The sequence below is a fragment of the Chelatococcus composti genome (assembly GCF_014201415.1).
GTDB lineage: Bacteria > Pseudomonadota > Alphaproteobacteria > Rhizobiales > Beijerinckiaceae > Chelatococcus_A > Chelatococcus_A composti.
The window spans coordinates 127,327-153,606 of the sequence record NZ_JACHEH010000006.1 but is presented as its reverse complement, the minus strand read 5'-3'; the positions used below and the strand labels follow the sequence as shown (position 1 = coordinate 153,606).

At 69.4% G+C, this 26,280-nt stretch carries 27 protein-coding genes; 14 read left to right on the top strand and 13 right to left on the bottom strand.

Translation table 11 applies throughout. From position 1 onward, the window contains the following. Positions 1-89: 89 nt before the first annotated feature. Complete coding sequence (locus tag HNQ73_RS13975; RefSeq protein ID WP_183335498.1) at positions 90-2,672, bottom strand: ABC transporter permease; 2,583 nt, start codon at positions 2,670-2,672, stop codon at positions 90-92. 7 nt (positions 2,673-2,679) lie between these two features. Beyond that, positions 2,680-3,399 (bottom strand): ABC transporter ATP-binding protein, encoded by a 720-nt coding sequence (locus tag HNQ73_RS13970; protein ID WP_183335497.1) that lies wholly within the window; start codon positions 3,397-3,399, stop codon positions 2,680-2,682. Positions 3,400-3,460: 61 nt separating this feature from the next. Between HNQ73_RS13970 and HNQ73_RS13965 the strand changes: the two genes are divergently transcribed. The 3 genes from HNQ73_RS13965 to thpR all read left to right on the top strand — a co-directional run bounded on the left by HNQ73_RS13965 (position 3,461) and on the right by thpR (position 5,979). Continuing rightward, on the top strand, positions 3,461-4,111 hold the full coding sequence (locus HNQ73_RS13965; protein ID WP_373284921.1) for an arylesterase: 651 nt from the start codon (positions 3,461-3,463) through the stop codon (positions 4,109-4,111). 69 nt (positions 4,112-4,180) lie between these two features. Next, positions 4,181-5,227 (top strand): NADP(H)-dependent aldo-keto reductase, encoded by a 1,047-nt coding sequence (locus tag HNQ73_RS13960; protein ID WP_183335496.1) that lies wholly within the window; start codon positions 4,181-4,183, stop codon positions 5,225-5,227. A gap of 176 nt (positions 5,228-5,403) precedes the next feature. Next, positions 5,404-5,979 carry an RNA 2',3'-cyclic phosphodiesterase gene (thpR, locus tag HNQ73_RS13955; protein WP_183335495.1) on the top strand — a complete coding sequence of 192 codons (576 nt, stop codon included), beginning with the start codon at positions 5,404-5,406 and terminating at the stop codon, positions 5,977-5,979. Between the two features lie 6 nt (positions 5,980-5,985). Here the strand turns inward: thpR and HNQ73_RS13950 are convergent, their stop codons facing one another. Next, positions 5,986-6,771: an SDR family NAD(P)-dependent oxidoreductase gene (locus HNQ73_RS13950; RefSeq protein ID WP_183335494.1), complete on the bottom strand. Its 786-nt coding sequence runs from the start codon at positions 6,769-6,771 to the stop codon at positions 5,986-5,988. A gap of 247 nt (positions 6,772-7,018) precedes the next feature. Between HNQ73_RS13950 and HNQ73_RS13945 the strand changes: the two genes are divergently transcribed. The 5 genes from HNQ73_RS13945 to HNQ73_RS13925 all read left to right on the top strand — a co-directional run bounded on the left by HNQ73_RS13945 (position 7,019) and on the right by HNQ73_RS13925 (position 10,583). Next, positions 7,019-7,390 (top strand): YkvA family protein, encoded by a 372-nt coding sequence (locus HNQ73_RS13945; protein WP_183335493.1) that lies wholly within the window; start codon positions 7,019-7,021, stop codon positions 7,388-7,390. Positions 7,391-7,533: 143 nt separating this feature from the next. Further along, positions 7,534-8,076, top strand: a complete 543-nt coding sequence (locus tag HNQ73_RS13940; protein ID WP_244650210.1) for an invasion associated locus B family protein — start codon at positions 7,534-7,536, stop codon at positions 8,074-8,076. 167 nt (positions 8,077-8,243) lie between these two features. Then, a complete protein-coding gene (rlmN, locus tag HNQ73_RS13935; RefSeq protein WP_210305262.1) occupies positions 8,244-9,488 on the top strand; it encodes a dual-specificity RNA methyltransferase RlmN in 1,245 nt (414 codons plus the stop codon). A gap of 7 nt (positions 9,489-9,495) precedes the next feature. Then, positions 9,496-9,978 carry a hypothetical protein gene (locus tag HNQ73_RS13930; RefSeq protein ID WP_183335492.1) on the top strand — a complete coding sequence of 161 codons (483 nt, stop codon included), beginning with the start codon at positions 9,496-9,498 and terminating at the stop codon, positions 9,976-9,978. A gap of 26 nt (positions 9,979-10,004) precedes the next feature. Then, positions 10,005-10,583, top strand: coding sequence for a LemA family protein (locus tag HNQ73_RS13925; protein WP_183335491.1), 579 nt, complete (start codon positions 10,005-10,007; stop codon positions 10,581-10,583). Positions 10,584-10,598: 15 nt separating this feature from the next. Here HNQ73_RS13925 and HNQ73_RS13920 read toward each other — a convergent pair whose 3' ends face one another. Next, complete coding sequence (locus HNQ73_RS13920; RefSeq protein ID WP_183335490.1) at positions 10,599-11,240, bottom strand: LysE family translocator; 642 nt, start codon at positions 11,238-11,240, stop codon at positions 10,599-10,601. A 114-nt stretch (positions 11,241-11,354) separates the two neighbouring features. On the opposite strand from HNQ73_RS13920, the gene ggt reads away from it, so the two are divergent. After that, positions 11,355-13,112 (top strand): gamma-glutamyltransferase, encoded by a 1,758-nt coding sequence (gene ggt / locus HNQ73_RS13915; RefSeq protein ID WP_183335489.1) that lies wholly within the window; start codon positions 11,355-11,357, stop codon positions 13,110-13,112. A gap of 12 nt (positions 13,113-13,124) precedes the next feature. Here ggt and HNQ73_RS13910 read toward each other — a convergent pair whose 3' ends face one another. The 9 genes from HNQ73_RS13910 to acnA all read right to left on the bottom strand — a co-directional run bounded on the left by HNQ73_RS13910 (position 13,125) and on the right by acnA (position 23,005). Next, on the bottom strand, positions 13,125-13,925 hold the full coding sequence (locus HNQ73_RS13910) for a DUF1223 domain-containing protein (RefSeq protein WP_183335488.1): 801 nt from the start codon (positions 13,923-13,925) through the stop codon (positions 13,125-13,127). Between the two features lie 91 nt (positions 13,926-14,016). Then, on the bottom strand, positions 14,017-14,928 hold the full coding sequence (locus tag HNQ73_RS13905; protein ID WP_183335487.1) for a lipid A biosynthesis lauroyl acyltransferase: 912 nt from the start codon (positions 14,926-14,928) through the stop codon (positions 14,017-14,019). Positions 14,929-15,007: 79 nt separating this feature from the next. Next, the gene (locus HNQ73_RS13900) at positions 15,008-16,030 is read right to left on the bottom strand and encodes a zinc-binding dehydrogenase (protein WP_183335486.1); all 1,023 of its coding nucleotides are present in this window, start codon (positions 16,028-16,030) and stop codon (positions 15,008-15,010) included. Between the two features lie 50 nt (positions 16,031-16,080). Beyond that, positions 16,081-16,842, bottom strand: coding sequence for an SDR family oxidoreductase (locus HNQ73_RS13895; protein ID WP_183335485.1), 762 nt, complete (start codon positions 16,840-16,842; stop codon positions 16,081-16,083). Then, on the bottom strand, positions 16,839-18,122 hold the full coding sequence (locus tag HNQ73_RS13890) for a beta-ketoacyl-ACP synthase (protein ID WP_183335484.1): 1,284 nt from the start codon (positions 18,120-18,122) through the stop codon (positions 16,839-16,841). Before HNQ73_RS13890 ends, HNQ73_RS13895 begins: the two co-directional genes overlap by 4 nt. 12 nt (positions 18,123-18,134) lie before the next feature. Further along, positions 18,135-19,271, bottom strand: a complete 1,137-nt coding sequence (locus tag HNQ73_RS13885; RefSeq protein WP_183335483.1) for a beta-ketoacyl-ACP synthase — start codon at positions 19,269-19,271, stop codon at positions 18,135-18,137. A 1-nt stretch (position 19,272) separates the two neighbouring features. Then, positions 19,273-19,746, bottom strand: coding sequence for a 3-hydroxyacyl-ACP dehydratase FabZ family protein (locus HNQ73_RS13880; protein WP_183335482.1), 474 nt, complete (start codon positions 19,744-19,746; stop codon positions 19,273-19,275). Positions 19,747-19,822: 76 nt separating this feature from the next. Further along, on the bottom strand, positions 19,823-20,101 hold the full coding sequence (locus HNQ73_RS13875) for an acyl carrier protein (protein ID WP_019400864.1): 279 nt from the start codon (positions 20,099-20,101) through the stop codon (positions 19,823-19,825). Between the two features lie 195 nt (positions 20,102-20,296). After that, the gene (gene acnA / locus HNQ73_RS13870; RefSeq protein ID WP_183335481.1) at positions 20,297-23,005 is read right to left on the bottom strand and encodes an aconitate hydratase AcnA; all 2,709 of its coding nucleotides are present in this window, start codon (positions 23,003-23,005) and stop codon (positions 20,297-20,299) included. A 203-nt stretch (positions 23,006-23,208) separates the two neighbouring features. On the opposite strand from acnA, the gene ccmA reads away from it, so the two are divergent. From ccmA to HNQ73_RS13845, 5 genes are all read left to right on the top strand, one after another. Beyond that, entirely contained in the window at positions 23,209-23,853 is a 645-nt protein-coding gene (gene ccmA, locus HNQ73_RS13865; RefSeq protein WP_183335480.1) for a heme ABC exporter ATP-binding protein CcmA, read from the top strand. 82 nt (positions 23,854-23,935) lie between these two features. Beyond that, positions 23,936-24,604: a heme exporter protein CcmB gene (gene ccmB / locus HNQ73_RS13860; protein ID WP_183335479.1), complete on the top strand. Its 669-nt coding sequence runs from the start codon at positions 23,936-23,938 to the stop codon at positions 24,602-24,604. A gap of 105 nt (positions 24,605-24,709) precedes the next feature. After that, complete coding sequence (locus HNQ73_RS13855) at positions 24,710-25,486, top strand: heme ABC transporter permease (RefSeq protein ID WP_183335478.1); 777 nt, start codon at positions 24,710-24,712, stop codon at positions 25,484-25,486. Beyond that, complete coding sequence (gene ccmD / locus HNQ73_RS13850) at positions 25,483-25,656, top strand: heme exporter protein CcmD (RefSeq protein WP_183335477.1); 174 nt, start codon at positions 25,483-25,485, stop codon at positions 25,654-25,656. Before HNQ73_RS13855 ends, ccmD begins: the two co-directional genes overlap by 4 nt. Continuing rightward, positions 25,653-26,273, top strand: a complete 621-nt coding sequence (locus tag HNQ73_RS13845) for a DsbE family thiol:disulfide interchange protein (protein ID WP_183335476.1) — start codon at positions 25,653-25,655, stop codon at positions 26,271-26,273. Before ccmD ends, HNQ73_RS13845 begins: the two co-directional genes overlap by 4 nt. Positions 26,274-26,280 lie beyond the last annotated feature (7 nt).

The window sequence follows — 26,280 nt, the reverse complement described above, 5'->3', positions numbered from 1 at the left end:
TCTTACAAGGCTGTTTCGGTTGCCGGATGCGGAAAAGCTGACCTGCGGGTACCGTGTCTACGGCGGGACGACATTCCTCTTGCCGCGCCTTACAGATTGCGCAGGTAGGGCGCCGGTTTCTGGCCGAGGATGCGCCAGGTGCCGGCAAGCCCCAGGCCGACGGTGACGACGACGGCGAGCAGTGCCGCGACAAGCGCACCGCCCGGCTCGAAGGAGAAGGGCAGGCGCATCACGCGGGTCACGATCAAATAGGCACTGATGGTGCCCGTAATGAAGCCGAAGATGACGGTGGCGAGGCCGAGCGCGCCGTATTCCTGGCTGAAGGCACTGATCAGCCGCGCACGCGTGGCCCCGAGCGTCTTGAGCACCACGGCATCGTGCAGCCGGGCCTGATGGCCGGCGGCCAGCGCTCCGCCGAGGACGAGCAGGCTCGCGGCGAGCGCGATGGAGCTCGCGGCCCGAACAGCGACGGCGAGCTGGCTCACGACATCGTTGACGGCATCGAGCGCGTCGCGCACGCGCACGCTCGTCACCATGGGAAATTCCCTGGCAAGCGCCCGCATCACCGCACCTTCATCGATGCGCGCGTCCTGACCTTTCGCGGTGAGCGTGGCGAGATGGGTGTGCGGCGCACCGGCAAAGGTGTTGGGCGAGAACACCATGACGAAATTGATGCCGAGCGTGCGCCACTCCACGGTGCGCAGGTTGGCGATGCGTGCCTCGATGTTGCGGCCGAGCACGTTGACGACGAGCCGGTCGCCGACGGTGAGGCCGAGATGCTCGGCAAGCTCCCGGTCGAAGGAGACAAGCGGCTCGCCCGCATAGTCGGCCGGCCACCATTCGCCAGCCACCACTGTCGCGCCCTCGGGCGGCGTCGCGGCATAGGTGATGCCGCGGTCTCCCTCCAGCACCCAGGCGGCTTCCTCCGGTGCCCTGTAGTCGCTCGCCCGGATGCCCTTCAGCGACACGACGCGGCCACGCATCATCGGCACCCGGTCCACCGTCCCCTGCGGCGCCTCGCGGGCGAGGAAGGCCTCGAAGCGTTCGACCTCGCCGTTCTGGATGTCGAGGAAGAAGAAGCTCGGCGCCCGGGCGGGCAGGGCGCGCGTCAGCTGTCCGCGGATGTTGGCGTCGATCATCGCGAGCGTGACGAGCAGCGTCACGCCGAGGCCAAGCGAGAGCACGAGCGAGGGCGTCAGCGCCCCCGGCCGGTGGATGTTGGCGAGCGCGAGGCGCGGGGCCGCGCGCCGCGGGCGCGGCAGACGGCGGGCGAGCGCCATGAGGCCGAGCGCGACGAGCCGCAGCAGCAGGAAGGCGCCCGCCGCGGCGGCGATGAAGATGAGCGCGACGCGCCGGTCGTAGGCGAAGACGAGGGCGAGGGTGACGAGCGTGACGACGGCCGCAAGGCTTGTGAGCCGGTAGCGCAGGCGCGGCTTTCTCGCTGCAGGATCGACCTCGTCGCGGAAAAGCGCGGACACCGGCACGTCGTGCGCCCGGCCGAGCGGCCCGAGGGCGAAGGCGACCGCCGTGAGGAGACCGTAGAGCGCGGCGACGGCGAGCTCGAGCGGTGCAAGGGCAGGTGTCAGCGGCAGGGGCAGCAGGCTCCGCGCTGCCTGGGCCACAGCGAAGGGCATCGCGGCACCGACCGCGAGCCCGATGACGATGCCGACAGCGGCGAGGATCATCACCTGCGTCAGGTAGACTGCCACCACCTGCCCGCCGGGCGCGCCGAGGCTCTTCAGCGTGGCTATGGAATGCAGCTTGCGCTCGACAAAGGCGTTGACCGCATTGGCAACGCCGACACCGCCGACGAGCAGGGCGGTGAGGCCGACGAGGGTGAGGAACTGGGTGAAGCGCTCGATGTTGCGGGCAAACTGCGGCGAAGCGTTGTTGCGCGAGCGGATCTGCCAGCCGGCATCGGGCAGGCGCTGCCGCGCCTCGTCCTCGATGCGCGCGAGGGCACGCTCGTCCGCGCTGCTGTCCGGCAGCACGACGCGGTAGGTCCAGCGCACCAGACTGCCCGGCTGCAGCAGGCCGGTGGCTGCCAGTCCCTCCTGCGACATCAGCAGCCGCGGGCCGAAGCCGACGCCGGCTGCGATCTTGTCCGGCTCCGAGACGAGGCGGGCCCGCAGCGCGACGCGGGCATTGCCGAGGCGGACGACATCCCCCACCGCAAGGCCGAGACGATCGAGCAGCAGAGGGTCGACGAGTGCCCCGTGGATGCCGTCGCGCGCGGCGAGCAGCTCCGCAAGCGGGGCGGCCGGCTCGCTCTCCACGGTGCCGACCATGGGATAGGCCCCGTCGACGGCCTTGACCTCGACGAGAGCGGATTCGCCGCTTTCCGCAATCGCCATGGCGCGCAGCGTCGCGATGGCGGCGACGCGGCCCTGCTCCTTGAGGAAGGCCTGCTCCTGCAGGCTCGCCTCGCGCTGGACGAGGCTGAAGGAGACGTCGCCGCCGAGGATTCGCCGCCCCTCCACGGCGAGGCCCTCGGTCAGGCTGCGCGAGACGGAAGACACTCCGGCGATGGCCGCGACGCCGAGTGCGATGCAGGCGAGGAAGACGCCGAAGCCGCGCAGGCCCCCGCGCAGCTCGCGCAGGGCGAGGCGCAGCACGAGCGGCAGGCGCGGGCGGCGGGGCGGGGCGGCAGGGGCGCGGACGAAGCCGTGCATGGCTTCCTCACGCGCTCACGGGCGCTTCGTCCGACACGATCGTGCCGGAGCGCAGCCGCACGACGCGGTCGCACCGCTCGGCAAGGCCCATGTCGTGCGTGACGAGGACCAGCGTTGCGCCCCTGTCGCGTTTGAGGGCGAAGAGAAGGTCGATGATGCCGCGCCCGGTGCGCTCGTCGAGATTGCCGGTCGGCTCGTCGGCGACGAGGATCGCCGGGTTGGCCACGATGGCGCGGGCGATGGCGACGCGCTGCTGCTCGCCCCCGGAGAGCTGGGAGGGATAGTGGTGCAGCCTCTCGCCGAGGCCGACGGCCGCGAGTTCCGCCTCGGCCCGGGCAAAGGCGTCAGGTGCGTCGGCGAGCTCGAGCGGCAGGGCGACGTTCTCGAGCGCCGTCATGGTGGGAATGAGGTGGAAGGACTGGAAGACGATGCCCACGTTGCGGCCGCGAAAGCGGGCGAGCGCATCCTCGTCGAGCCGGGACAGGTCCTCTCCGGCAACGGTCACAGTGCCGCTGTCCGGCCGCTCGAGCCCCGCCATGGTCATGAGCAGGGTCGACTTGCCGGAGCCGGACGGGCCCACGAGGCCGACCGCCTCGCCCCGCCGCACGTCAAGCGACACGCCCTTGAGGATGTGGACGCGCGCTGCGCCGCGCCCGAGGCTCAAATGGACATCCGCGAGGGAAATGACCATATCGGCAGGTGGCGTCGGATCCGTCGCGCTGTCCATCAATTGATCCGTGAGGCTGGAGGGGCGTGAGAACACCCCGTCATATGGGACCTCGTCCGCAATGATCAAACGTCTTCGTCGCGCCCTGCCGCTCGCTCTCCTTCATGTGATGCTCCTCCTCGCCCCGGCTGGCGCTGCGCTGGCCGAGCCGCTGCGCCTTGTCGCGCTCGGCGACAGCCTGACGGCGGGTTACGGCCTGCCCGCCGAGGCGGCCTTCCCCGCCGTGCTCGAAAGGGCCTTGCGGGAGCGCGGCATCGATGTCGAGATCGCCAATGCCGGCGTCTCCGGCGACACGGCCTCGGGCGGTCTCGCACGGCTCGACTGGTCGGTGCCCGACGGCACGGACGGGGTCATCCTGGCGCTCGGCGCCAATGACATGCTGCGGGGCGTGGCACCGGAGGTGACGCGCAAGGCTCTCGAGGACATCGTGACGCGGCTCGCGGCGCGGGGCATTCCCGTGATGCTCGTCGGCATGGTGGCGGCGCCCAACCTGGGGGAGGACTTCCGCCGGCGCTTCGACGCGATCTATAAGGATATTGCGGCCGAACGTGGCCTCGTGTTCTATCCTTTCTTCCTCGAAGAGGTGGCGGCAGACCCCGGCCTCAACCTCCCCGACGGAATGCACCCCAACGCCGAGGGCGTGAAACGCATCGTCGCGCGCATGCTGCCGACGGTCGAGCGCTTCGTGTCCTCCCTGCCTTCCCGCGGCTGACCCGGCCGCCCCGTATGCGTGAGAACCAGAAGCGGCGCCGGGACGCCGCATGACGAGGATTGTCGCTTGATGAACTACCGCAGACTCGGCCGCACCGATCTCATGGTCAGCGAGCTGTGCCTCGGCACCATGACCTTCGGCGAGCAGAACACCGAGGCCGAAGGCCACGCGCAGATGGACTATGCCGTCGAGCGCGGCATCAACTTCTTCGATACGGCCGAGCTCTATCCCATCCCGCCGAAGGCCGAGACCCAGGGCGCCACCGAGCGCATCATCGGCTCCTGGTTCAAGGCGCGCGGCAACCGTGACAAGATCATCCTCGCCACGAAGGTCGTCGGCCGCACGGACATGGACTGGTTCCGCGACGGCCGCCGCAAGGGCGAGCTTAACCGCGAGCAGATCGAGGAGGCGGTCAACAAGAGCCTCAAGCGGCTGCAGACCGACTACATCGACCTCTATCAGCTGCACTGGCCGGACCGGCCGGTGACGCAGTTCGGCTCCAACCCCACCATCTTCCGCGTCGCTGAGGGGCCGGAGAATCCCATCGAGGAAATCCTCGAGGTGCTGGGCGACCTCGTGAAGGCGGGCAAGATCCGCTACATCGGCCTCTCCAACGAGAGCGCCTGGGGCACCATGACCTTCCTGCATCACGCGTCCGTGAGGGGACTGCCAAGGGTGCAGTCGATCCAGAACGCCTATTCGCTGGTCAACCGCACGTTCGAGGTGAACCTTGCCGAGATCGCCATGCGGGAGAACGTCGGCCTTCTCGCCTATTCGCCGCTCGCCCAGGGTTACCTCACGGGCAAGTACCGCAACGGCGCCCTGCCGCCCGGCAGCCGCAAGCAGCTGTTCGACCGGCTGCAGCGCTATGAGAAGCCTGGCGCGGCCGAGGCGATCGACGCCTATGTGTCGCTGGCCGAGGAGCTCGGCCTCGACCCGGCGCAGATGGCCATCGCCTTCGTCGTCAGCAGGCCGTTCGTCACCTCCGCCATCATCGGCGCGACGACCATGGAGCAGCTGCGCACGGACATCGATGCGCTCGGCGTGAAGATCACGGAAGAGATCGAGGCGCGCATCGACGCCATCCACCAGCGCCAGGGCAATCCCTGCCCCTGAGGCCGGCTCGACGCGTCCGCCCGCCGCTCTGGACAGGGCAGGGTGGGCGCGCGATCCTTTCAGGCGGGAGCGATTCGCCGCGGCCGGCTGCCTGTCATCGGGACCGGCAGGAGGGGGAGCCCGGCATCCATGACGGCTGCCGGTGCCGCGAAGCCCTGGAACGAAGGAGGACGGCCATGCCTCGCCTGTTCACCGGCCTTGAAATCCCCGCCGACATCGCCGAGGCTCTCGCCCGCTACCGCGGCGGCCTCCATGGCGCGCGCTGGATCGATGTCGAAAACTATCACATCACCCTGCGCTTCATCGGCGATGTCGACGCCACGACGGCGGCGGACATCGTCGATTCCCTGGCCGACATCGACCGCCCTCCCGTGACGGTGACGCTCGACAGGCTCGATTCCTTCGGCGGCGGCCGGCCGCGGTCGATCTTCGCCCGCGTGCGGCCGGACCCGGCGCTCCTCGAGCTGCAGGCCGATCACGAGCGCTGCATGCGCCGGGTCGGTCTGCCGCCCGAGACGCGCAAGTTCACGCCGCACGTCACGCTGGCGCGGCTGCGCGATGCCTCGCCGCTTGATGTCGCGGACTACTTCGCCGGGCACGGCGCCTTCCCCCCGCTGACCTTTACCGCCGAGCGCTTCGTGCTGTTCTCCTCGCGCGCCTCAGTCGGTGGCGGGCCATATGTGGTCGAAGCCGCATACGCGCTGTCGCGCCATCCCTACATGTCGGGCCGGCGTCTGGCGGCAGGCGCCTGACGTCCGCTACTTCGGGGCAAGGCGGATGGCGCCGTCGAGGCGGATGGCCGAGCCGTTGAGCATGTCGTTCTCGATGATGGCGCGCACGAGCGCCGCATATTCCTCCGGCTTGCCGAGCCGCGAGGGGAAGGGCACGCTCGCCTCGAGAGCCGTCCGGTAGTCCTCGGGCACGGAGGCGAACATGGGCGTCTCGAAGAGCCCCGGCATGATCGTCATGACGCGGATGCCGAGCGTCGAGAGGTCGCGCGCCACCGGCAGCGTCATGCCCATCACGCCGGCCTTCGAGGCAGCATAGGCCGCCTGGCCGATCTGCCCGTCCGTCGCCGCGACTGATGCCGTGCACACGATGACACCGCGTCCGCCGTCGGGCGTGACGGGCGGCAGCGTCGCCATGTCGGCGGCGGCCTTGGCCGTCACGGTGAAGGTGCCGATCAGGTTGATAGCGATCGTGCGGGCGAAGCTCGCGACATCGTGAGCGACGAACTCGCCCGTGTCGCGCTTCTTCGTCACGGTGCGCTTGCCGGGCGCGATGCCGGCGCAATTCACAACGATGCGGGCGGCCCCGTGGGCCGCTTTCGCCGCAGCGAGCGCGGCGTCGACGGAGGCCTCGTCGGACACGTCTGTGCGCACGAAGAGCCCGCCGATCTCGCCGGCCACGGCGCGTCCGCGCTCTTCGTTCATGTCGAGGATCGCCACCTTCGCGCCGGCCGCCGCCAGCATGCGCGCCGTGGCTTCGCCGAGGCCGGAGGCTCCGCCGGTGACGATGGCGGGCGTGGATGCGTCGAGCTTCATGGCGTTTCCTCCCTCGTGCGTCCTGCCGCAGCCGCTCGCTCGCCGCGTGCGGCGACACTCCGGGGTTTAGCGCAGCTCGGGGCCGGCGGGAACGCCGCCGGCGGTGCGCCGGTGCCAATGCCGGAGGCGAAGCCGGCCGCGGTGGCCTTGTGCGGCGGGGCCGCTCCAACCATCTTCTCGTCCAAGTCTTGCGGCATCAGGCAGGTCACGGCGAGGGGATGAGCCGTCGCCTGGAGGAGGCACAGGAATGGACGAGACGATCGCGCGCCCGCTGACGCGCGAGGAGATGGAGGCCATGCGGCGCGCCGCGCGCGACGAGGAAAGCGTCACGCGCCGCTTCTGGTCGGCACTGCGGCGTGTGGCCGCGAATGCCCCCTTTGCCGAGGATCTCGTTGCCGCCTACCTGTGCGCGACTGACCCGGCAACGCCGCGCCGCGTCAAGCTCGCCCTGCTCGCTGCCCTCGGCTATTTCATCCTGCCGACGGATGCCGTCGCCGATTTCCTGCCGCTCGTGGGCTTCAGCGACGACATGGCCGTTCTCGCTGCGGTCATCGCTACCGTGGCGGGTGCCATTACCGACGATCACCGCCGCCGGGCGCGGGAAATAATCTCTCAATAAAATTCGATTAACGTTTCAGCTTCATGAACGGCCACGCACCGGGACCGATGTCGGCCGGCGCGATCATAATTTCGCCCCCTTCCGGACGCCTACGAGCGCCGGGCGGGATGTGTTCCACTCGAACGAGGGAGTGTGACGCTCTGATGATTCGAGGATTTTCGGCGCGGCCCGGCGCGGGCCTCTTCATGATCGGCGCGGCGGTGATCGTCCTGGCCGCGAGCCAGCCGGCGGCGGCGCAGGGCACCGGTCAGGCAACGCTGCTTGCCAGCTACGGTGACTGGGGCGCCTATGCCTCGGGGCAGGGGCGGTCCCGCGTCTGCTACGCCATGACGCAGCCGAAACAGCGCCTGCCCGCGGGCCTCAACCGCGATCCTGCCTATCTCTTCGTCTCGAAGCGGCCGGCCGAGAACGTGCGCAACGAGGTCAGCTTCGTCATGGGCTTCCCGACGCGCGAGAATGTCGATGCGCGCGCGACGGTGGGTGATGCGTCCTTCGCACTCGTGACAAAGGGCGAGCACGCCTGGGTGAAGGACCCGGCGCAGGAGGGGCAGGTGGTTACGGCCTTCCAGCGTGGCGCCAAGCTGGTCGTCAACGTGGAATCGCGCCGCGGCAACAAGCTGACCGACGAATACTCGCTGTCGGGTTTCACCCAGGCCTGGAAGCGCGTGAACGACGAATGCAAGTGAACGAGTGCAGGCACGCAGCGCAGGCGCGCTCCACGCCGAAGGCCCGGTGAGCGGCCGGATGGGCGCGGTGGGGCGGGGCGTGCGATGCGCTGACACGCCTGTACGAGGTGACGGTGACGGCCCCGGCGTGCTATAGCGCCGGGACTTTCTGTTTTTGGACCGGACCCATGCAAGTGCCCTCGCAGGAGGCGGCGCTCCGCGCCCCCGCACAACCGCGCCCCGTGGCGGCGCCCGTCAAGCCCTCGCTCGTGGGCATGACGCGCCAGCAACTGCGCGACAGCCTCGCTGCCCTCGACGTGCCGGAGCGGGAGCTGCGCATGCGCGTCGGCCAGCTCTGGCACTGGATCTACCTGAGCGGGGCCCGCGACTTCGACGTCATGACGACGATCGGCAAGGGCCTGCGCGCCCGGCTCGCCGAGGCCTACACGCTGGCGCGGCCGGAGGTCGTCACCGAGCAGGTCTCGCGCGACGGCACCCGCAAGTGGCTGATGCGTATGCCGTCCACCGGACCCTTCGACAAGGGCGCCGAGATCGAGTGTGTCTACATTCCGGAGGTCGACCGCGGCACGCTGTGCGTCTCGAGCCAGGTCGGCTGCACGCTCAACTGCTCCTTCTGCCACACGGGCACGCAGAAGCTCGTGCGCAACCTCACTGCGGCGGAGATCGTCGCCCAGGTGATGGTGGCGCGCGACCGGCTCGGCGACTGGCCCGGCGAAAGCCCACCCGAGGGCGCCTTCGTGCCGAGCGACGGCGGGCGCTTCGTTTCCAACATCGTCCTCATGGGCATGGGCGAGCCGCTCTACAACTTCGACAACGTCAAGGCGGCCATGGATGTCGTGTGCGACAACGAGGGCCTCGGCATCGGCCGCCGGCGCATCACGCTGTCGACCTCCGGCGTCGTGCCCATGATCCCCCGCGCGGGCGCGGAGATCGGCTGCATGCTCGCCATCTCCCTGCATGCGGTGCGGGACGACCTGCGCGACGTTCTCGTGCCGCTCAACAAGAAATACCCCATCGCCGAGCTGCTCGAGGCCTGCCGCAACTATCCCGGCGTCTCCAACGCCAAGCGCATCACCTTCGAGTACGTGATGCTGAAGGGTGTGAACGACAGCGAGGAGGACGCCCGCGCCCTCGTGCGCCTTCTCAAGGGCATCCCGGCCAAGATCAACCTCATCCCGTTCAATCCCTGGCCGGGCACGCGGTACGAGTGTTCGGACTGGGAAACGATCGAGCGTTTCTCGCAGATCGTGTTCGACGCCGGCTATGCGAGCCCGGTGCGCACGCCGCGCGGCCGCGACATCCTCGCGGCCTGCGGCCAGCTGAAGAGCGAGACGGAAAAGCTGAGGGCCCGCGCCCGGATGATGCTGGAATCCGGCATTGGTGCCGAGGGCATGTTCTCCGCTGCCGAATAGGGCCCGCATGCGCTTTCTCGTCCGGCTCCTCATCGTTTCCTTCGCGCTGGGGGCCGCAGTCACGGCCGGCTTCGTCTTTCTTGTGATCGCGGCGCTGGGCGAGCCGGCCATGCAACAGCTCGCTGCCGGACTCGGCTTCGCCAGCTTCTTCGCCCTCTTCGACGCCATCGTGAGCGAGGGGGCGCCCGACACGGCGGCTTTCGCCATCGGTGCGGCGCTGTGGACGATGGCGCTCGTCGTGCTCGTGCTGCCGCCGGCGATCGCGGCGCTCGTCGGCGAGATGGCGGGCTGGCGGTCCTATGCCTGGTACGGCGGGGCGAGCGGTGCCATCAGCGCCGCCGCCCCCTGGGTGGCCGGTGCCGGCCGGGCCGGCGAGGGCGAGCTGCGCATCACCCTGATCCTGTTTCTGGCCGGGGCGCTGTCGGGGCTGGTCTACTGGCTCCTTGCCGGCCGCACGGCTGCCGAAGGGCGCAGCGAGCCCGTTTCCTGAGGCCGCTTTATGAGGGAGTTCGCCTGATGATCCCGCGCCGCCTTGCACTCGTTGCCGGCCTCGCGGTTGCCATGGCGGCGGTTGCCTGGGTGGTCGTCAACTCCAAGAGGACGCCGCATTACGACGCGGCGGCGCGCGCGGCCTGGCAGGAGGTGGAGCGGCAGTTCCGTGCCCGTGCCGAGATGGTGCCCGAGGTCATCGCCGTGGTGGAGGCGGTGGATCCGACGCAGACGGCGCTCGTCGAGCAGCTCAGCACGACGCGGGCCGCCGTCCTTGCTCTGCCGCCTCAGCCGGACGCGCCGACGGATCCGGCCCGGTTCCGGGCCTTCATGGAGACACAGGACGAACTCTCCCGCGCGCTCGGGAAGGTCATGGACCTCATGAACATCTATTCCGACCGGCGCTCCAACCCCGAGATCCGCCGGGTGCTTGCGGCGCTTGAGACGCAGGAGAACCGCATCGTCGTGGCGCGGAGCGATTTCGTGAGACTCGCCCGCGCCTACAATCTCTCGATCAGCAGCATTCCAGGCCGCTGGCTGACGCGCGCCTTCCTCGGGCAGCAGCCGCTCATGGTCGAGAGCTTCGAGGTGCCCAGCAGCGGCTGACGGCGGCCTCGCGCCTCAACGGCCCTGGGTCGCGAGAATCTTCAGGGCAAAGGCGCCGAAGAGCCCGGCGAAGGCGAAATCCAGCCCGCGCATGATGCGCGGGCTGTTCTTCAGGGCGCGCACCACCTTGTCGGCCGCGAAGATGAGCAGCACGGCGAGCGGCAGGGAGAAGGCGATGAAGTAGAGGCCGAGGAAGACGAGCTTGGCCGAGGCGTGCGGATCGCTGGCGGCGACGAACTGCGGCAGGAAGGTCACGAAGAACAGCACGATCTTCGGGTTGGTGAGATTGACGCCGATACCGAGCAGGAAGGTGCGTCTGAAGGAGGCCGGTGGGCGCGAGCCTTCCTTGACGTTGAGCGCCGAGCCGTTGCGAACCGCGTCCACCGCAAGCCACAGGAGATAGAGCGCGCCGACCACCTTGAGGATGGTGAAGGCGGTTGCCGAGGCTGCAAGCAGGGCCGAGATGCCGAGGGCAGCGAGCAGCGTGTGCACACAGCAGCCGGTGAGGGCCCCGAGCATGGCCGCGATGCCGGAGCGGCGCCCCTCGGCCATTGTCTTGGCCAGGAAGAGGCTCATGTCCGGCCCGGGCGTGACGAACAGCACGAAACAGGCGAGCGAATAGGCGAGAAGGACGGCAGGTTCAGGCAGGAAGGTCATGGGACACCTCGGGGCGGCCCACGTCACGGTTTTTCTGCGGCCCGCCACGATCCGCATGTTTATCAGCAAGCGGGCGAGACGCTAACCTCTCCCTTCACATGTGGAGGTCGAATCGTGACGCCATCTCGCCCTCTCCGGTCGCTTCTCGCCGCCGCTTCCATCGCCCTTGCGGTGCCGCTCGCCCACGCCCAGCAGCCAGCGGCGACGCCCCCGGCCGGCCAGCCCATCATCTCGGCCCAGGCGCGGCTGCTGCCGGTCATTGCGCCGAACGGCATGGTCTCCTCACAGGAAGCCCAGGCAACGCGCATCGGCGTCGAGGTGCTTCGCAAGGGCGGCAACGCGGTTGACGCGGCGGTCGCGGTCGGCTTCGCGCTCGCCGTCACCCTGCCGCGGGCGGGCAATCTCGGCGGCGGCGGCTTCATGCTGGTGCATCTGGCCGACCGCAACGAGACCGTCGCCATCGACTATCGCGAGAGCGCGCCCGCGGCTGCGCACCGCGACATGTTCCTCGACGAGAAGGGCGAGCCGGACCCGAAGAAGTCGCGCGATTCGGGCCTCGCCGTCGGCGTGCCGGGCACCGTCAGGGGCCTCGCCTACGCGCTCGAGAAGTATGGCTCGGGCAAATTCACCCTCGCCGATCTCGTGGCACCAGCCGAGCGGCTGGCGCGCGAGGGCATCCTGGTGGAGGACGACCTTGCCGATTCCCTGCCACAGGCCGCGGCGCGCCTCGGCCGCGATCCGGCCACTGCCGCCATTTTCCTGAAGGACGGACGACCCTTCCGCCGCGGCGAGCGCCTCGTGCAGACCGATCTTGCCGACACGCTCGCAGCCGTCGCCAGGGGCGGGCCGGACGCTTTCTGCCGCGGTCCGGTGGCCGAGAAGATCGTCGCCTCCGTCAGGGCGGCAGGCAGTGTCATGACGGTGGACGATCTCGCCCGCTATCGGGTCATCGAGCGCAAGCCCGTGCGCGGCACCTATCGGGGCTACGAGGTGGTGTCCATGCCGCCGCCCAGCTCCGGTGGCGTGCATCTCGTCCAGATCCTCAACATCCTCGAGGGGTTCGACCTCGCCGCCATGGGCGCCGGCAGCGCGGATGCCCTGCATATCCTGGCCGAGGCGATGAAGCCGGCCTATGCCGACCGCGCCGCCTGGCTCGGCGACCCCGACCGCGTCGACGTGCCGGTCAGGGGGCTCACCTCAAAGCTCTATGCCGACAGCCTGCGCATCGCCATCGACAAGGACCGCGCCCGCCCCGCCGAGGAAGTGAAGGCGGGTGACCCGCTGCCCTACGAGAGCGACCAGACGACCCACTTTTCCGTCGTCGACAAGGACGGCAACGCCGTCTCCAACACCTACACGCTCAACTTCTCCTACGGCGCCGGTTTCGTCGCAGCCGGCACCGGCGTCCTCCTGAACAACGAGATGGACGACTTCGCTGCCAAGGTCGGCGCGCTCAACGCCTATGGCCTCGTCGGCGGCGAGACCAACAGCGTCGCTCCCGGCGCGCGCCCGCTCTCGTCCATGACGCCGACCTTCCTGTTCAAGGACGGCAAGCTGGCACTCGTCACCGGCAGCCCAGGCGGCAGCCGCATCATCACCACGGTGCTGCAGGTCATCGTCAACGTGGTCGACTTCGGCATGAACATCGCCGAGGCGGTCGTGGCGCCGCGCATTCACCACCAGTGGCAGCCTGACCGGCTGCTCGTCGAGAGCGGCCTGTCCCCCGACACGCTGCGAATCCTCGCCACCCGCGGTCAGAAGGTCACGGTCGGCGCCACATCGGGCTCGGCCAACTCGATCATGGTGACGCCGGAGGGGCTGGCCGGCGTATCCGACACGCGCCAGCGCGGCACGCTCGCGGCCGGGTACTGACCTGCACCTGTGTTAAAGGCCAGGACTCTTGGCTGCGCCGAGGATCGTCCCCGGCGCCTCGCTGGTGCCCCGCTGCAGGATGAGCACGTAGCCGTCGCAGCCGTCCGGGCGGGCGATGTCCTGCGGCAGCATGAAGGTGGCCTCGCGGCCGTACCACTTGCCCACCTTCAGGATGCCGCGCACCACGTTGGTGTAGACCGCCTGGCGGCCGGTGTTCTCGCCGCGGCCGATCTTCACGCGCTCGCGGCGCTTGACCGGCATCAGCCACAGCACGCCCTTCGGCGGGCCCTTCGCCGCCTCCTCGTCGGAGGCGGCGGCATCCACCGGGCCGGCGTCGTCCGCGAGATCCGGAGCGGCGGGGACGGAGACACGCACCGTCGTCTCGTCGGAGAAGATGGTGAGCGGCACGCTCATAGCGCCACCTTCCTTCGCGGCGGCGAGCGCTGCCTCAACCGCCTTGCGGTCCGAGCCGATGGCATGGCGCTGGCCGTCGATGACCATCTGCGGTGTGTAGACCTGCCGGTCGCCCCGCTGCTCGGCATAGGCGCGCTGGCGCGCCGTGTAGGCGGCGCTGGCGAGCGTGTCCTTCCAGCCGAGATAGTCCCAGTAGTCCACGGGCAGCGTCAGGGCGACGAGACCGGCATCACCGGCCAGCTCGCCAAGCAGCGCGTCGGCCGGCGGGCAGGACGAGCAGCCCTGGCTGGTGAACAGTTCCACGACGCCGCGGATCGCATTTTCCGCCCGGGCGTTATCCCGGGTGGCAGCAGTGAGCACGACGGTGGCGAGGACGAGGCTGGCGACCCAGCGCTTCATGAAGACCGATCCCTCTTCAGAGGGCCACAATGAAGCGCAAGCCGCGCCGTTGCGGAAGTCACTTTGCCTTGATCGCGGGCAAGGCCCGGCGTCATTTCACCGGAACCCGCCAGCGGCGGTGCATCCACAGCCACTGCTCCGGGTGCTCGCGCACCCAGCCCTCGACCACGGCCGTCATGGTGGCCATCGCGCCCTCGACGTCGATCTGCCCGTCCGCGTCGCGCGGCAGCTCGATGGGGGGCGTAAGCTCCAGGCGGAAGCGATGACCCGGCAGGCGGATCACCCGCACGCCATGGACCGGGCAGTCGAAACGCCGGGCGAACTTGCCAAGGATCGGATTCGTCTTGGCTGGCCGGCCGAAGAAGGGCACGGTGACACCGCGGGTGAAATGCTGGTCGATCAGCATGCCGAGGTGGCCACCGCGCTCCAGCACGCTCTGCATGGCGAAGGCCGCGCCCTGGCGCGCGGCCTCGAGCCCGCCCATCGTGCGGCTGCGCACCTCGTGCACCACGCGCGCGACGGCCGGTGTGTTCGGGGCGCGGAAGACGGCCGTGGCGTCGAGGCCGTAGCGGGCGGCGCAGATCGCCGGCAGCTCCCAGTTGGCGAGATGGGCGGAGAAGATGATGCCCGGCTTGCCGTCGTCACGCAGGGTCTCGAAATGCTCGATGCCCTTCACCTCCACCCGCGCGTCCGGCTTCGGGTTGAAGTGGTCGTAGTCGAAGAGCACGTCGAGATGGGCATATTCGGCGCCGGTGCGGCCCAGGTTCTCCCACGCCCCTCGCACGATGGCGCGGATCTCGGCCTCGCTCTTTTCCGGAAAGGCGGCGCGCGCGTTGGCGAGGCCGATGCGGTGCACCGGCAGGAGGGGGCCGATGGTGCGCGCGATGGCGCCGCCGAGGTTGCTCGCCCGCTCGGGCCCGAGCAGGCGCAGGAAGCCGAAGACGGCCCGCACGAGGCCGATCATCACGCCCTCGGCGACCGCGAGCCCGGCGCGCTTGAGCATGGAAAACGGCCTCACCCGTGCGTCCCTCCGCCTGCTGGCGGCCGGGCCGGTGCCATACGCCCCACCTTCGGCCGCATCGTCAGAAGCGCACCAGGATCTTGCCGAAAACCTTGCGGCTCTCGAGCCGCTCCAGCCCCTGTGCGAAATTCTCGAGCGGGAAGACCGTGTCGATGACCGGGGTGAGGCCGGCGGCCATCTTGTCGAGCGATTCGCGGATGTTGCGCATCGAGCAGCCGAACGACCCGAAGATGCGATACTGCTGCTGGAAAAGCTGCATCAGGTTCATGGTCGTCGACACGCCCGAGGTCGAGCCGCAGGTGACGAGCCGTCCGCCACGCTTGAGGCAGAGCAGCGAGCCGTTCCACGTATCCGCGCCCACGTGCTCGAAGACGACATCGACGCCCTTGCGCTTCGTGAGGCGCCTGACCTCGCCCTCGAACCGTTCCTTGCGGTAGTTGATGACGTAGTCGGCGCCGAGCGCCTTGGCCTTTTCGCCCTTCTCGTCGTCGCCGACCGTGGTGAAGACGGTGCAGCCAATGGCCTTGGCCATCTTGATGGCGGCTGTGCCGATGCCCGAGCCGCCGGCATGGACGAGCACGCTCTCGCCCGGCTCCAGCCGCGCGTTGTCGAAGAGCATGTGCTGCACGGTGCCGAAGGCGATGGGGGCGCAGGCCGCGTCCTCCAGGGAGACCTCGTCCGGCACCTTGACGACCAGCCGCTGCGGCATGTTGACGAAATCGCAGGCGAAGCCGTCGACGTGGAAGCCCATGATGCCGCCGACGTTCTCGCACAGGTTGTCACGGCCCTGGACGCAGGCCCGGCAATGGCCGCAGGTGCGCGCACCGTACATGACGACCCGGTCACCCACATCGACATGCGTCACGTCCTCGCCGATGGCGACCACCGCGCCGGCGGCTTCGGCCCCGACGATGAGCGGCATCTTGCGCCGGGCGAAGGCCATACCGCGGAAGCCCCACACGTCGATGTGGTTGAGCCCGACGGCGTGAACGCGGATCTGCACCTCGCCGGGGCCGGGATGCGGCGGGTTGTCCACCTCCTCCAGCCTCAGGTCGCGGTCGCCGTGGAGCCTTAGTGCGCGCATGAGCCTCGTCGTCTCTTCAACTCAACAATGTGGTTCCGGCGTGTGCCGCCTCAGCGGTGCACGCCGATCTGTGCGGTGAGCCCGCCGTCGATCGGCAGGACAGCCCCCGTGATATAGCCCGCCGGCTCCGAGAAAAGGAAGGCGACGAGACCGGCGACCTCCTCCGGCCGGGCAAAGCGGCCGGTGGGGATCTGCTTTTCCATGCTGGCGCGGTAGGCTGCGTAGGGCGCCATCATGTCGGTGTCGATGAAGCCCGGCGCCACGTAGTTGACGGTGACACCGCGCTTCGCCGTCTCGACCGCGAGCGTGCGGATGTAGCTGAGCAGAGCACCCTTGGAGGCCGCGTAGGCCGCATTGCCGGGGTTGCCCTGCAGCGCCGCGACCGAGCCGATGACGACGATGCGCCCGGCCCGGGCGCGCAGCATCGAGCGCATCAGGCTCTTGGCGAGCTGGGTCAGCGACCAGAAGTTGACCTGCATCGCCGCCTCGGCCCTGTCCTGAACCATCATGGCGGCCAGCGCGTCATAGGACTGGCCGGCGTTGTGGACGAGGCCGTAATAGGTTGTCTCCTCGGCGGTCGTGCAGAAGGCGTCGAGCGCCGCACGGTCGGCGAGGTCGAGCGCGAGGGCGCGCACGGAGCGGCCGGGATGGGCCGTCTCGAGCTCGGCGGCGAGCGCTTCGGCGGCTGCGGACGAGGCCCGGTAGGTGAAGTCGACGTCGAAGCCCTGCGCCACGAGCGCACGCACGATGGCGCCGCCGACGCCCTTGGCGCCGCCGGTAACGAGGACACGCCTTGCCGTTTCGTCGCTCATGCCGGTTCCGCCGCGAAGACGAGGCAGGTGTTCTGCCCGCCGAAGCCGAAGGAGTTGGAGAGCACGCGGCCGACCTTCGCGTCGCGCGCCACGTTCGGCACCACGTCGAGCGGAATCGTCGGGTCGGGCACCTTGTAGTTGATGGTCGGCGGAATGCGCCCCTCGCTGATGGTGAGCAGCGAGAACACCGCCTCGATGGCGCCCGCCGCCGTCAGCGTGTGCCCGATCATCGACTTGTTGGACGAGATCGGCACCTCGCGCATGCGCTCGCCCATGACGGCGAGGCAGCCCATCGACTCCATCTTGTCGTTCTCCGGCGTCGAGGTGCCGTGGGCGTTGATGTAGTCGATGTCGTCCGGGGTCAGCCCGGCGTCCGCGATGGCCTCGCGCATGGCGGCGATGGCAGGTGCCCCGTCCGGGCTCGAGCGTGTGCGGTGGAAGCCGTCGCCCTTCTCGCCGCAGCCGAGAATGAAGCCGAGGATCTTCGCCCCGCGCGCCAGCGCATGGTCGTAGTCCTCCAGCACCAGCGCCGCGGCGCCCTCACCCATGACGAAGCCGTCGCGGTTCTTGGAGAAGGGCTTGGCGGCCTCCTCCGGCGGGTCGTTCTGCGTCGACAGAGCCGAGAGCAGGGAGAAGCGGATGAGCGATTCCGGATTCACCGAGCCGTCCGTGCCGATGGCGAGCGCTGCCTGCACCTCGCCGCGGCGGATGGCCTCGACGCCGAGCTGGATGGCCGTAGCGCCCGAGGAGCAGGCAGTGGACAGCGAGATGGGCGAGCCCTTGGTGCCGAATCGCTCCTGGATGCGGGCCGCCACGGTGCCGAAAAGGAACAGCTCGTGCCAGGCCCTGAAGCGGCCCGTGCGCGCGCCGGCGAGCAGGGTGCCATAGTCGGTCTCGCCGTTACGCCCGCCGGCCTCGGCCAGCGCCTCGCGCTGCGGCCATTCCATCTCGACCGGCGGCACGGCCATGAACAGCGCGCCGGGGAAGTCGCCCGGCCGGCCAATGGCGGCCTGACCCACGGCCTCGGCCGCCGCGCGCAGCGCCAGCTGCTCGGAGAGGGCGGGCGCACAGAACGGTTCGGCGGGGATGAAGTCCACCGTGCCGGCGATGGTGGTGCGCAGGTTCTCGGTGGAAAAGCGCGTAATGCGGTGGATGCCGGAGCGCCCGGCGGTGAGCGCCGCCCAGTTGTCGGCCTTGCCCTCGCCGAGCGAGGTGACGACGCCCATGCCCGTCACGACGACGAGGGGGCGTCCGTGCTTGTCCCTGTGTGGCGCGGCCATTGCTGTCTCCGCTCAGATACGCTCGACGAGGGCGAGGCCCTCGCCGCGGGCGTGCCCGACGCTGGTCACCGCCGCCTGCCGCGCGTCGCCGCGGTGCAGAAGGGCCGCCGCCAGCGCGACGCCGGCAGGAAACTGCGGCTCCAGCATGTTGCCGAAGAGGTCGCCGGTCGAGATGCGCCGTGCGCCGCCCGTGCGCCGGTCGAGCACCGCCTGCTCCTCGCCCGTGATGCCGGCAACACCCGTGGCGCCGGAGACGACGAGTCCGTCCCGGGGGTCGAAGGCGGCTGCAGCAGCGAAGAGGCCGTCGAGCGACTCGCCGGCCGCGCCCGGCGTGCGGCGAACCTGGTCGGCACACACGTAGGTGAGGCGGGCAAGGGGCCTCGCCCCGCGTGCCTCGGCATGCTCGCGCGCCTCGAGCACGAGGAAGGCGGCGCCGCTGCCGGGAATGAAGCCACCGCCCTTCGCCTCGCGTTCCCAGACGCCCGCGAAGCCGTCCTTCCACAGGAGGCCGGCCATCTCGTAGACGAGCAGCACGTCCGGCCGCTCTGCGTTGTAGGAGCCGCCGACGAGGAAGATGTCGCCCTGGTTCGCGGCGATGCGCGCCTTGGCGATGCGCAGCGCGTCGACGCCGGCCTGCTCCTCGCCCATGAAGGTGCGCGTTGCGCCCGTGACCCCATGCACGATGGAGATGTTGCCGGCGAGCAGGTTCGACAGCTGGGCAAGGAAGAGCGTCGGCCGCAGGTCGCTCATCAGCCGCTCGTTGAGGAAAGCACCAGGGTCCGCCGCCTGCGGCAGTCCGGTGAGCACCTGGCTGTCGACCTGGTAGTCACGCTCGCCGCCGCCGGCGGCGCAGATGAGGTGGATCCGGCCGAGGAGCTCCTTGTCCCCCTTGAGGCCGGCATCGTCGAGGGCGAGCCCGGCCGCGTAGACGCCGAGCCTCTGCCAGGCCTCCATCTGCCGCTGGTCAGACTTCTTCGGGATCTGCCGCTCCCATTCGAGCGGCACCACCGGATGCACCAGATAGGGCTTGAAGCGTTCCGTATCGACCACACCCGGACGGCCAGCGTCGATGGCGGCCAGATGCGCCTCGATGCCTTCGCCGAGATTGGAGACGATACCGATGCCGGTGACGAGGACCTCGCGCGTCATGTCATGCCTCCGGGGCAGGCGCGTCGGGCGCAAGGCCGATCGTGCGGGCCTGCTCGCGCATGCGGTCTGACAGCCCCTCGGGGAAGGGGAGCATGCGGAACATGAGCTCGGCGTCGCAGATGCCCTTGCCGCCGCTTGCGATCTTCGCCTTGGTCACGGCATAGCCGGACCCTTGGTGGATGCGCCTTGCCTCGATGACGAGCGGCGCGCCTGGCCCGACGAAGGAGCGGAACTTCGCCTTCTCCACGCCGGCGAGAAAGGGCATGTGCGTGAAGCGCGTCAGCGCCAGGATGAGATAGCCCGAAGCCTGCGCCATCGTCTCGGTGAGCAGGACGCCCGGCATCAGCGGATGGTCCGGAAAATGCCCCTCGAAGACAGGGCTCTCCATCGGCACCGTCGAATGGGCCTCGAGCCGCTCGCCCGCCTCGTCGAAGTGGGCGACACGGTCGATCATCTGGAAATATTCGAGGCGCATGGGTTCTTCGGGTTCCGGCGGTCCCGGCGCCGCGACGGAGGCGCGCCGCCGGGGGAAAGGCGTGTTCAGGCGTGCGTCAGGCCTTGGCGGCGACGAGCTCGTCGATGCGCGCGCAAAGGTTCTTCAGCACGAAATATTCCTCGGCAGGCACCTTGCCCTCGTTGACTTCCTGCGTCCAAGTCTCGAGCGGCAGCTTGATGCCGAACGCCTTGTCGATGGCGAAGGCGATGTCGAGAAAGGCGAGCGAGTCGACACCGAGATCGTCGATCGCGTGACTCTCGGGCGTGATCTGCTCACGGGGAATGTCGCACGTCTCCGAGATGATGCCGGCGACGGTCTCGAAAGTGGAAGCCATCGCTTCTCTCTCCTGTCTGTTTGCGGCGGGGCGGAGCAGCGGTCGCGGATGGGCACCCCGACATCCGCCGAACGCAGGTTCCGTTGAAAGCGGTTCCCTATACATGAGCGCCGGCGGTTGTCCAACCGCCGGCGTCGTTGTCCTCCATAAACCCGCTGCCGGCCACTGTGCAAGCGCCGGCAAGCCGGGCCCGGATCAGGCCGCGAGCTGGCGCAGCACGTAGTGCAGGATGCCGCGGTTCCTGAAGTACTCGAGCTCGTCGAGGGTGTCGATACGGCAGGTCAGCGGCACAGTCTTGACCGTGCCGTCGGCGAAGGTGATCTCGGCCTGCAGCGTCTGGCGCGGCTTGAGGCCGTCGGCGATGCCGCGGATGGTCACCGTCTCGTCGCCCTTGAGCCCGAGCGTCTGCCACGAGGTGCCCTCCTCGAAGACGAGCGGCAGCACGCCCATGCCGACGAGGTTGGAGCGGTGGATGCGCTCGAAGCTCTGGGCGATCACGGCGCGCACGCCGAGCAGGTTGGTGCCCTTGGCCGCCCAGTCGCGCGAGGAGCCGGTGCCGTACTCGCGGCCGGCGAAGACGACGAGCGGCACGCCCTCGGCCTTGTACTTCATGGCTGCGTCGTAGATCGGCAGGCGCTCGCCATCCGGCCAGTGGAGGGTGTAGCCGCCCTCGACCACGTTGCCCGCCTCGTCCTTCACCATCTGGTTCTTGATGCGGATGTTGGCGAAGGTGCCCCGCATCATGACCTCATGGTTGCCGCGGCGCGTGCCGTACTGGTTGAAGTCGGCGACTGCCACGCCGTGCTCGATGAGATACTTGCCGGCCGGGCTCGCCGCCTTGATGGAGCCGGCAGGCGAGATGTGGTCGGTCGTGATCGAATCGAGGAAGAGGCCCAGGATGCGCGCGCCCACAATGTCGCTCGGCGCCTCGGGCGTCTTGCTCATGCCGACGAAGTAGGGCGGGTTGGCGACGTAGGTCGACTTGCTGTCCCAGGCGTAGGTCTGCCCGGTCGGCGCGTCGATCTTCTGCCAGTTCTCGTCACCCTTGAAGACGTCCGCATACTTGGAGCGGAACATCTCGTTGGTGATGTAGGCGTCGATGAACTGCTGGATCTCCTGCGGCGACGGCCAGATGTCCTTGAGGAAGACGGGCTGGCCGTCCGAGCCCGTGCCGAGCGGCTCGGTGGTGAGGTCCACCTGCATGGAACCGGCGATCGAGTACGCGACGACGAGGGGCGGGGAGGCGAGATAGTTCGCCTTCACGTCCGGGTTGACGCGGCCCTCGAAGTTGCGGTTGCCGGACAGCACCGCCGCGGCGACAAGGTCGGCCTCGTTGATGGTCTTCGAGATCGGCGCCTCGAGCGGGCCAGAGTTGCCGATGCAGGTCGTGCAGCCAAAGCCGACGAGGTTGAAGCCCATGGCGTCGAGGTCGGCCTGCAGGCCGGACTTGGCGAGATACTCTGCCACCACCTGCGAGCCGGGCGCGAGCGAGGTCTTGACCCACGGCTTCGGCTTCAGGCCCTTTTCACGCGCCTTGCGGGCGAGGAGGCCGGCGCCGATGAGCACGCTCGGGTTCGAGGTGTTGGTGCAGGAGGTGATCGCCGCGATGACGACAGCGCCGTGACCGAGCTCGAAGGTGTCGCCGCGCAGGTTGGAGGACGGCGCGGTCTTGGTGGCCTCGCCCGGCTTCTTGAACTCGTTCTCGAGCGAGGCGAGGAAGCCGGCCTTGGCGTCGGCCAGCGTCACGCGGTCCTGCGGACGCTTGGGGCCGGCGAGCGAAGGCACCACGTCGCCGAGGTCGAGCTCCAGCGTGTCGGTGAACACCGGGTCGGGTGTGCCCTCCTCGCGGAACATGCCCTGCGCGCGGGTGTACTCGCCGACGAGCGCGATACGGTCGGCGTCGCGGCCCGTCTTCTCGAGATAGCGCAGCGTCTCGGCATCGACCGGGAAGAAGCCGCAGGTCGCGCCATATTCCGGCGCCATGTTGGCGATGGTGGCCTTGTCCTCGAGCGTCATGTGCGCGAGGCCGGGGCCATAGAACTCGACGAACTTGCCGACGACCCCCTTCTTGCGCAGCATCTGGGTGACGGTGAGCACGAGGTCCGTCGCCGTCACGCCCTCCTTCAGGCGGCCGGTGAGCTTGAAGCCGATGACCTCGGGCAGCAGCATGGACAGGGGCTGGCCGAGCATGGCGGCCTCGGCCTCGATGCCGCCGACGCCCCAGCCGAGCACGCCGAGGCCGTTGACCATCGTGGTGTGCGAATCGGTGCCGACGAGCGTGTCAGGATAGGCCACCGTCTCGCCGCCCTCGGTCTTCGTCCAGACGGTCTGGGCGAGATACTCGAGGTTGACCTGGTGGCAGATGCCGGTGCCGGGCGGCACGACGCGGAAGTTGTTGAAGGCGCTCTGGCCCCACTTCAGGAAGCGGTAGCGCTCCTGATTCTGCTCATACTCGCGCGCCACGTTCTGGGCGAGCGCGGAAGACGAACCGAAGAAATCGACGACCACCGAATGGTCGATGACGAGATCGACCGGTACGAGCGGGTTGATGCGCGTCGGATCACCGCCCAGCTGCTTCATTGCATCGCGCATGGCCGCAAGATCCACCACCGCCGGCACGCCGGTGAAGTCCTGCATCAGCACGCGCGCCGGGCGGAAGGCGATCTCGCGCCCCGCGGCCCCCTTGTTGACCAGCCACTCCTTGACCGCGACGATGTCATCCTTCGTCACGGAGCGCCCGTCCTCGAAACGCAGCAGGTTCTCGAGCAGCACCTTCATCGAGAAGGGCAGGCGCGAGATGCCCTCGAGGCCGTTCTTCTCCGCTTCCGCCAGGGAGTAATAGGTGTAGGTCTTGCCGCCGACGGTCAGCGTCTTGCGGCTTTTGAAACTGTCGATGGTCGTCACGGCGGGATCCTCACATCACGGATGATCGAACTAGAGGTTCGTTCGGCCGATGCGCGAAGTGCGCGCGCCGCTCCGGGGGCGCCCGGGGATCCACGCGACGAGGCGCGCGGCGCAGCCACCGGTCATATAGAGAATTTTCCTGCGTTCCGCTACACGGACGACAATCATTCTAAAGAAGGCAGGCATGCGGGAGAGGCGGGCTCATGCGCATTTCGGTTGAGGGGCTGGCCTGCCGGCGCGGGGAACGCCTCCTGTTCAGCAACCTCTCGTTCTCGCTCGCGAGCGGCGAGGCGCTTGTCGTGACGGGCCGCAACGGCGCCGGCAAGTCGAGCCTCATCGCCATGCTCGCCGGCCGCCTCGCGCCCGCGGCCGGGGAAATCCGGGCGGAGGGCATCGGCGAGGCGACGCTCGCCGAGGTCACCAACCACGTCGGCCACAAGGAGGGGCTGAAGGCGGCCCTGACCGCCGAGGAGAACCTTGCCTTCGCCCGCGCCATGCTGGGCCGGCCGCGGATGTCGCCGCGCGAGGCGCTCGCCCGCGTGGGCCTCGCCCGCGCTGCGGACCTGCCGGCGGGCTACCTGTCCGCCGGGCAGCGGCGACGCGTCGCGCTCGCGCGGCTCTTCGTCTCCCATCGCCCGCTGTGGCTCCTCGACGAGCCGACCTCCGCCCTCGACGCGGCCTCGCAGGCCCGGCTCGCCGGGATCATGCGCGAGCACCTGGCGGAAGGCGGTCTCATCATCGCCGCCACCCATGCGCCGCTCGGGCTGGAGGGGGCGAAGACGCTGGACATCGACGCCCACGCTCCGGGTTCGGGCGCGTCCGGCGCCGTGCAGGGAGATGAGGCATGAGAGCGGTGCGGCTGGAGCCCGGCCTGGCGGTTTCGCGCCATTGCGCACGGGCACGAATGCGCGAACACGGAAGCGGCCTGACATGACGCGTGCCTTCCTTGCCCTCGTCCTGCGCGATCTGCGGCTCGCCGCCCGTGTCGGCGGCAGCGGCGCCATGGGGCTCGTCTTCTTCCTGATGCTGGTGGCCGTCGTGCCTTTCGCGCTCGGCCCGGATCTCAACCTTCTCTCCCGCATAGGCCCGGCGCTGCTGTGGTTCTCGGCCGTGCTCGCCACGCTCATCGGGCTCGACCGGCTGTTCCAGACCGACGTCGAGGACGGCGCCATCGACCTCATCCTGGCGAGCGACACGCCGCTCGAGGTGCTGGTGGCGGCCAAGGGCGTGGCCCACTGGCTGACCACGGGCCTGCCGCTCGCGCTGTGCGCGCCGCTTTTCGGCCTGCTGCTCGCCCTGACGCCGCAGGCGATGCTGGCCGTGGCGGCAACCCTTCTCGTCGGCACGCCGGCGCTGACCTTCATCGGTGCGGTGGGGGCGGCGCTCACGGCCTCGCTCGGGCGCGGCGGGCTGTTGCTCGCCATCCTCGTCATGCCGCTGATGGTGCCGACCCTCATCTTCGGTGTCTCGGCGGCAAATGCGGCGACAGCCGCCACCGTCGGTTTCCTCACGCCCTTTCTCGTCCTTGTTGCCCTCTCCCTTGTCGCGATCGTGATCGGCACCTTCGCCGCTGCCGCGGCCCTGCGGCAGGGCGCGTGACGAAGCGCCCAATTGCGGCCACGATCGCGCGACGTTAGATCAGGCGGAGGGATCCGCATCCGCGGTCCCCGGAGCCATCCCTCGAATTCTGGAACGAACGACCGCGTGCCGCGCCTCACGAGCCTCTGGAACCTCGCCAATCCGACGCGCTTTCTCGGCCTCGCCGACAGGTTGCTGCCGTGGCTCGCCGCGCTCGCGGCCGTCCTGCTCGCCGTCGGGCTCTACCTCTCCTTCTTTGTGGCGCCGCCGGACTACCAGCAGGGCGAGACGGTGCGCATCATGTTCGTCCACGTGCCCGCCGCGTGGCTCGGCCTGTTCATGTACGTGATGATGAGCGCCTCGGCGCTCGGCACGCTCGTGTGGCGCCACCCGCTTGCCGACGTTGCGCAGAAGGCTGCGGCGCCCATCGGAGCCGCCTTCACCTTCGTCTGCCTCGTCACCGGCTCGCTCTGGGGCAAGCCGATGTGGGGCACGTGGTGGGTGTGGGACGCGCGGCTCACCTCCGTCCTCGTGCTCTTTCTCATGTATCTCGGCATCATCGCCCTGTGGCGGGCCGTGGACGACCCCGCCCGGGCGGCGCGGGCCGTGGCTGTGCTGACACTCGTCGGCGTCGTCAACATCCCCATCATCAAGTTCTCGGTGGACTGGTGGAGCACGCTGCACCAGCCGGCGGCGGTCTTCCGCATCGACGGGCCCACCATCCATCCCTCGATGTTGTGGCCACTCCTCGTCATGGCCGTCGCCTTCACGGTCCTCGCCATCGCCCTGCACCTTGCCGGCATGCGCAACGAGATCCTGCGCCGGCGCGTGCGCAGCCTGCGACTGATGGAGGCCGAGCAGCTCGACGCAGGCGTCGAGCCGGCTGCGGGAGCTGCCCGATGAACGATCCTCACACCGGCTTCATCGTCGCGAGCTATGCCCTGACCACGCTCGTCGTCGGCGGGCTCGTGCTGCGCGCCGTCTTCGACCATCGCGCCCTGCGGCGTGCCATTGCGCAGCTTGAGGCTCGCGGCGTGCGCCGTCGGTCGGCCCGTCGGGAGGAGGCGCGATGAGCGACCCTCGGAACGGCATCGCCGCCGAGGCCGAAGCGGCGTCTCCCGAGGTGCGCCGCCGCCGGCTCATCCTCCTCATTCCCCTCGTGGTCTTCCTGCTGCTGGCGGGGCTCTTCCTCGTGCGCCTCTTCTCGGGCGACCCCTCGCGGGTGCCCTCGGCGCTGATCGGCCGCCCGGTGCCCACCTTCTCTCTGCCGCCGCTCGACGGCCTGACCGGAGCGAACGGCGCGCCGGTGCCCGGCTTTTCCGACGCGGACCTGAAGCGGGGCGAGGTCACTGTCGTCAATGTCTGGGCGTCCTGGTGCGCGCCCTGCCGGCAGGAGCATCCGCTGCTGATGGAGCTCGCGGCCCAGCCGGGCGTGCGCCTCCTCGGCCTCAACTACAAGGACAATCCCGAGAATGCGCGCCGCTTCCTCGGCGCCCTCGGCAACCCCTTCAGTGCGGTAGGCGTCGACGAGAGCGGCCGCGCCGCCATCGACTGGGGGGTCTACGGCGTGCCGGAGACGTTCATCGTCGGCCCGGACGGCACCATCCGGCACAAGCACATCGGCCCGTTGACGCCGGACAGCCTGAGCGGAACCTTTCTGCCTGCGCTGCGAGCAGCGCAGCAACACTAGGGGGAGC

Bases quoted from the DNA above. Each gene is read 5' to 3' on its own strand.
- ccmA (WP_183335480.1), top strand. From the start codon at position 23,209: ATGCGCATTTCGGTTGAGGGGCTGGCCTGCCGGCGCGGGGAACGCCTC.
- HNQ73_RS13910 (WP_183335488.1), bottom strand. From the start codon at position 13,925: ATGAAGCGCTGGGTCGCCAGCCTCGTCCTCGCCACCGTCGTGCTCACT.
- rlmN (WP_210305262.1), top strand. From the start codon at position 8,244: ATGCAAGTGCCCTCGCAGGAGGCGGCGCTCCGCGCCCCCGCACAACCG.
- HNQ73_RS13975 (WP_183335498.1), bottom strand. From the start codon at position 2,672: ATGCACGGCTTCGTCCGCGCCCCTGCCGCCCCGCCCCGCCGCCCGCGC.
- HNQ73_RS13920 (WP_183335490.1), bottom strand. From the start codon at position 11,240: ATGACCTTCCTGCCTGAACCTGCCGTCCTTCTCGCCTATTCGCTCGCC.
- HNQ73_RS13960 (WP_183335496.1), top strand. From the start codon at position 4,181: ATGAACTACCGCAGACTCGGCCGCACCGATCTCATGGTCAGCGAGCTG.
- thpR (WP_183335495.1), top strand. From the start codon at position 5,404: ATGCCTCGCCTGTTCACCGGCCTTGAAATCCCCGCCGACATCGCCGAG.
- HNQ73_RS13900 (WP_183335486.1), bottom strand. From the start codon at position 16,030: ATGCGCGCACTAAGGCTCCACGGCGACCGCGACCTGAGGCTGGAGGAG.
- HNQ73_RS13895 (WP_183335485.1), bottom strand. From the start codon at position 16,842: ATGAGCGACGAAACGGCAAGGCGTGTCCTCGTTACCGGCGGCGCCAAG.
- HNQ73_RS13925 (WP_183335491.1), top strand. From the start codon at position 10,005: ATGATCCCGCGCCGCCTTGCACTCGTTGCCGGCCTCGCGGTTGCCATG.
- HNQ73_RS13965 (WP_373284921.1), top strand. From the start codon at position 3,461: ATGATCAAACGTCTTCGTCGCGCCCTGCCGCTCGCTCTCCTTCATGTG.
- HNQ73_RS13845 (WP_183335476.1), top strand. From the start codon at position 25,653: ATGAGCGACCCTCGGAACGGCATCGCCGCCGAGGCCGAAGCGGCGTCT.
- HNQ73_RS13970 (WP_183335497.1), bottom strand. From the start codon at position 3,399: ATGGACAGCGCGACGGATCCGACGCCACCTGCCGATATGGTCATTTCC.
- HNQ73_RS13890 (WP_183335484.1), bottom strand. From the start codon at position 18,122: ATGGCCGCGCCACACAGGGACAAGCACGGACGCCCCCTCGTCGTCGTG.
- ccmD (WP_183335477.1), top strand. From the start codon at position 25,483: ATGAACGATCCTCACACCGGCTTCATCGTCGCGAGCTATGCCCTGACC.
- HNQ73_RS13875 (WP_019400864.1), bottom strand. From the start codon at position 20,101: ATGGCTTCCACTTTCGAGACCGTCGCCGGCATCATCTCGGAGACGTGC.
- HNQ73_RS13950 (WP_183335494.1), bottom strand. From the start codon at position 6,771: ATGAAGCTCGACGCATCCACGCCCGCCATCGTCACCGGCGGAGCCTCC.
- ccmB (WP_183335479.1), top strand. From the start codon at position 23,936: ATGACGCGTGCCTTCCTTGCCCTCGTCCTGCGCGATCTGCGGCTCGCC.
- HNQ73_RS13880 (WP_183335482.1), bottom strand. From the start codon at position 19,746: ATGCGCCTCGAATATTTCCAGATGATCGACCGTGTCGCCCACTTCGAC.
- HNQ73_RS13885 (WP_183335483.1), bottom strand. From the start codon at position 19,271: ATGACGCGCGAGGTCCTCGTCACCGGCATCGGTATCGTCTCCAATCTC.
- HNQ73_RS13930 (WP_183335492.1), top strand. From the start codon at position 9,496: ATGCGCTTTCTCGTCCGGCTCCTCATCGTTTCCTTCGCGCTGGGGGCC.
- HNQ73_RS13905 (WP_183335487.1), bottom strand. From the start codon at position 14,928: ATGCTCAAGCGCGCCGGGCTCGCGGTCGCCGAGGGCGTGATGATCGGC.
- HNQ73_RS13940 (WP_244650210.1), top strand. From the start codon at position 7,534: ATGATTCGAGGATTTTCGGCGCGGCCCGGCGCGGGCCTCTTCATGATC.
- HNQ73_RS13945 (WP_183335493.1), top strand. From the start codon at position 7,019: ATGGACGAGACGATCGCGCGCCCGCTGACGCGCGAGGAGATGGAGGCC.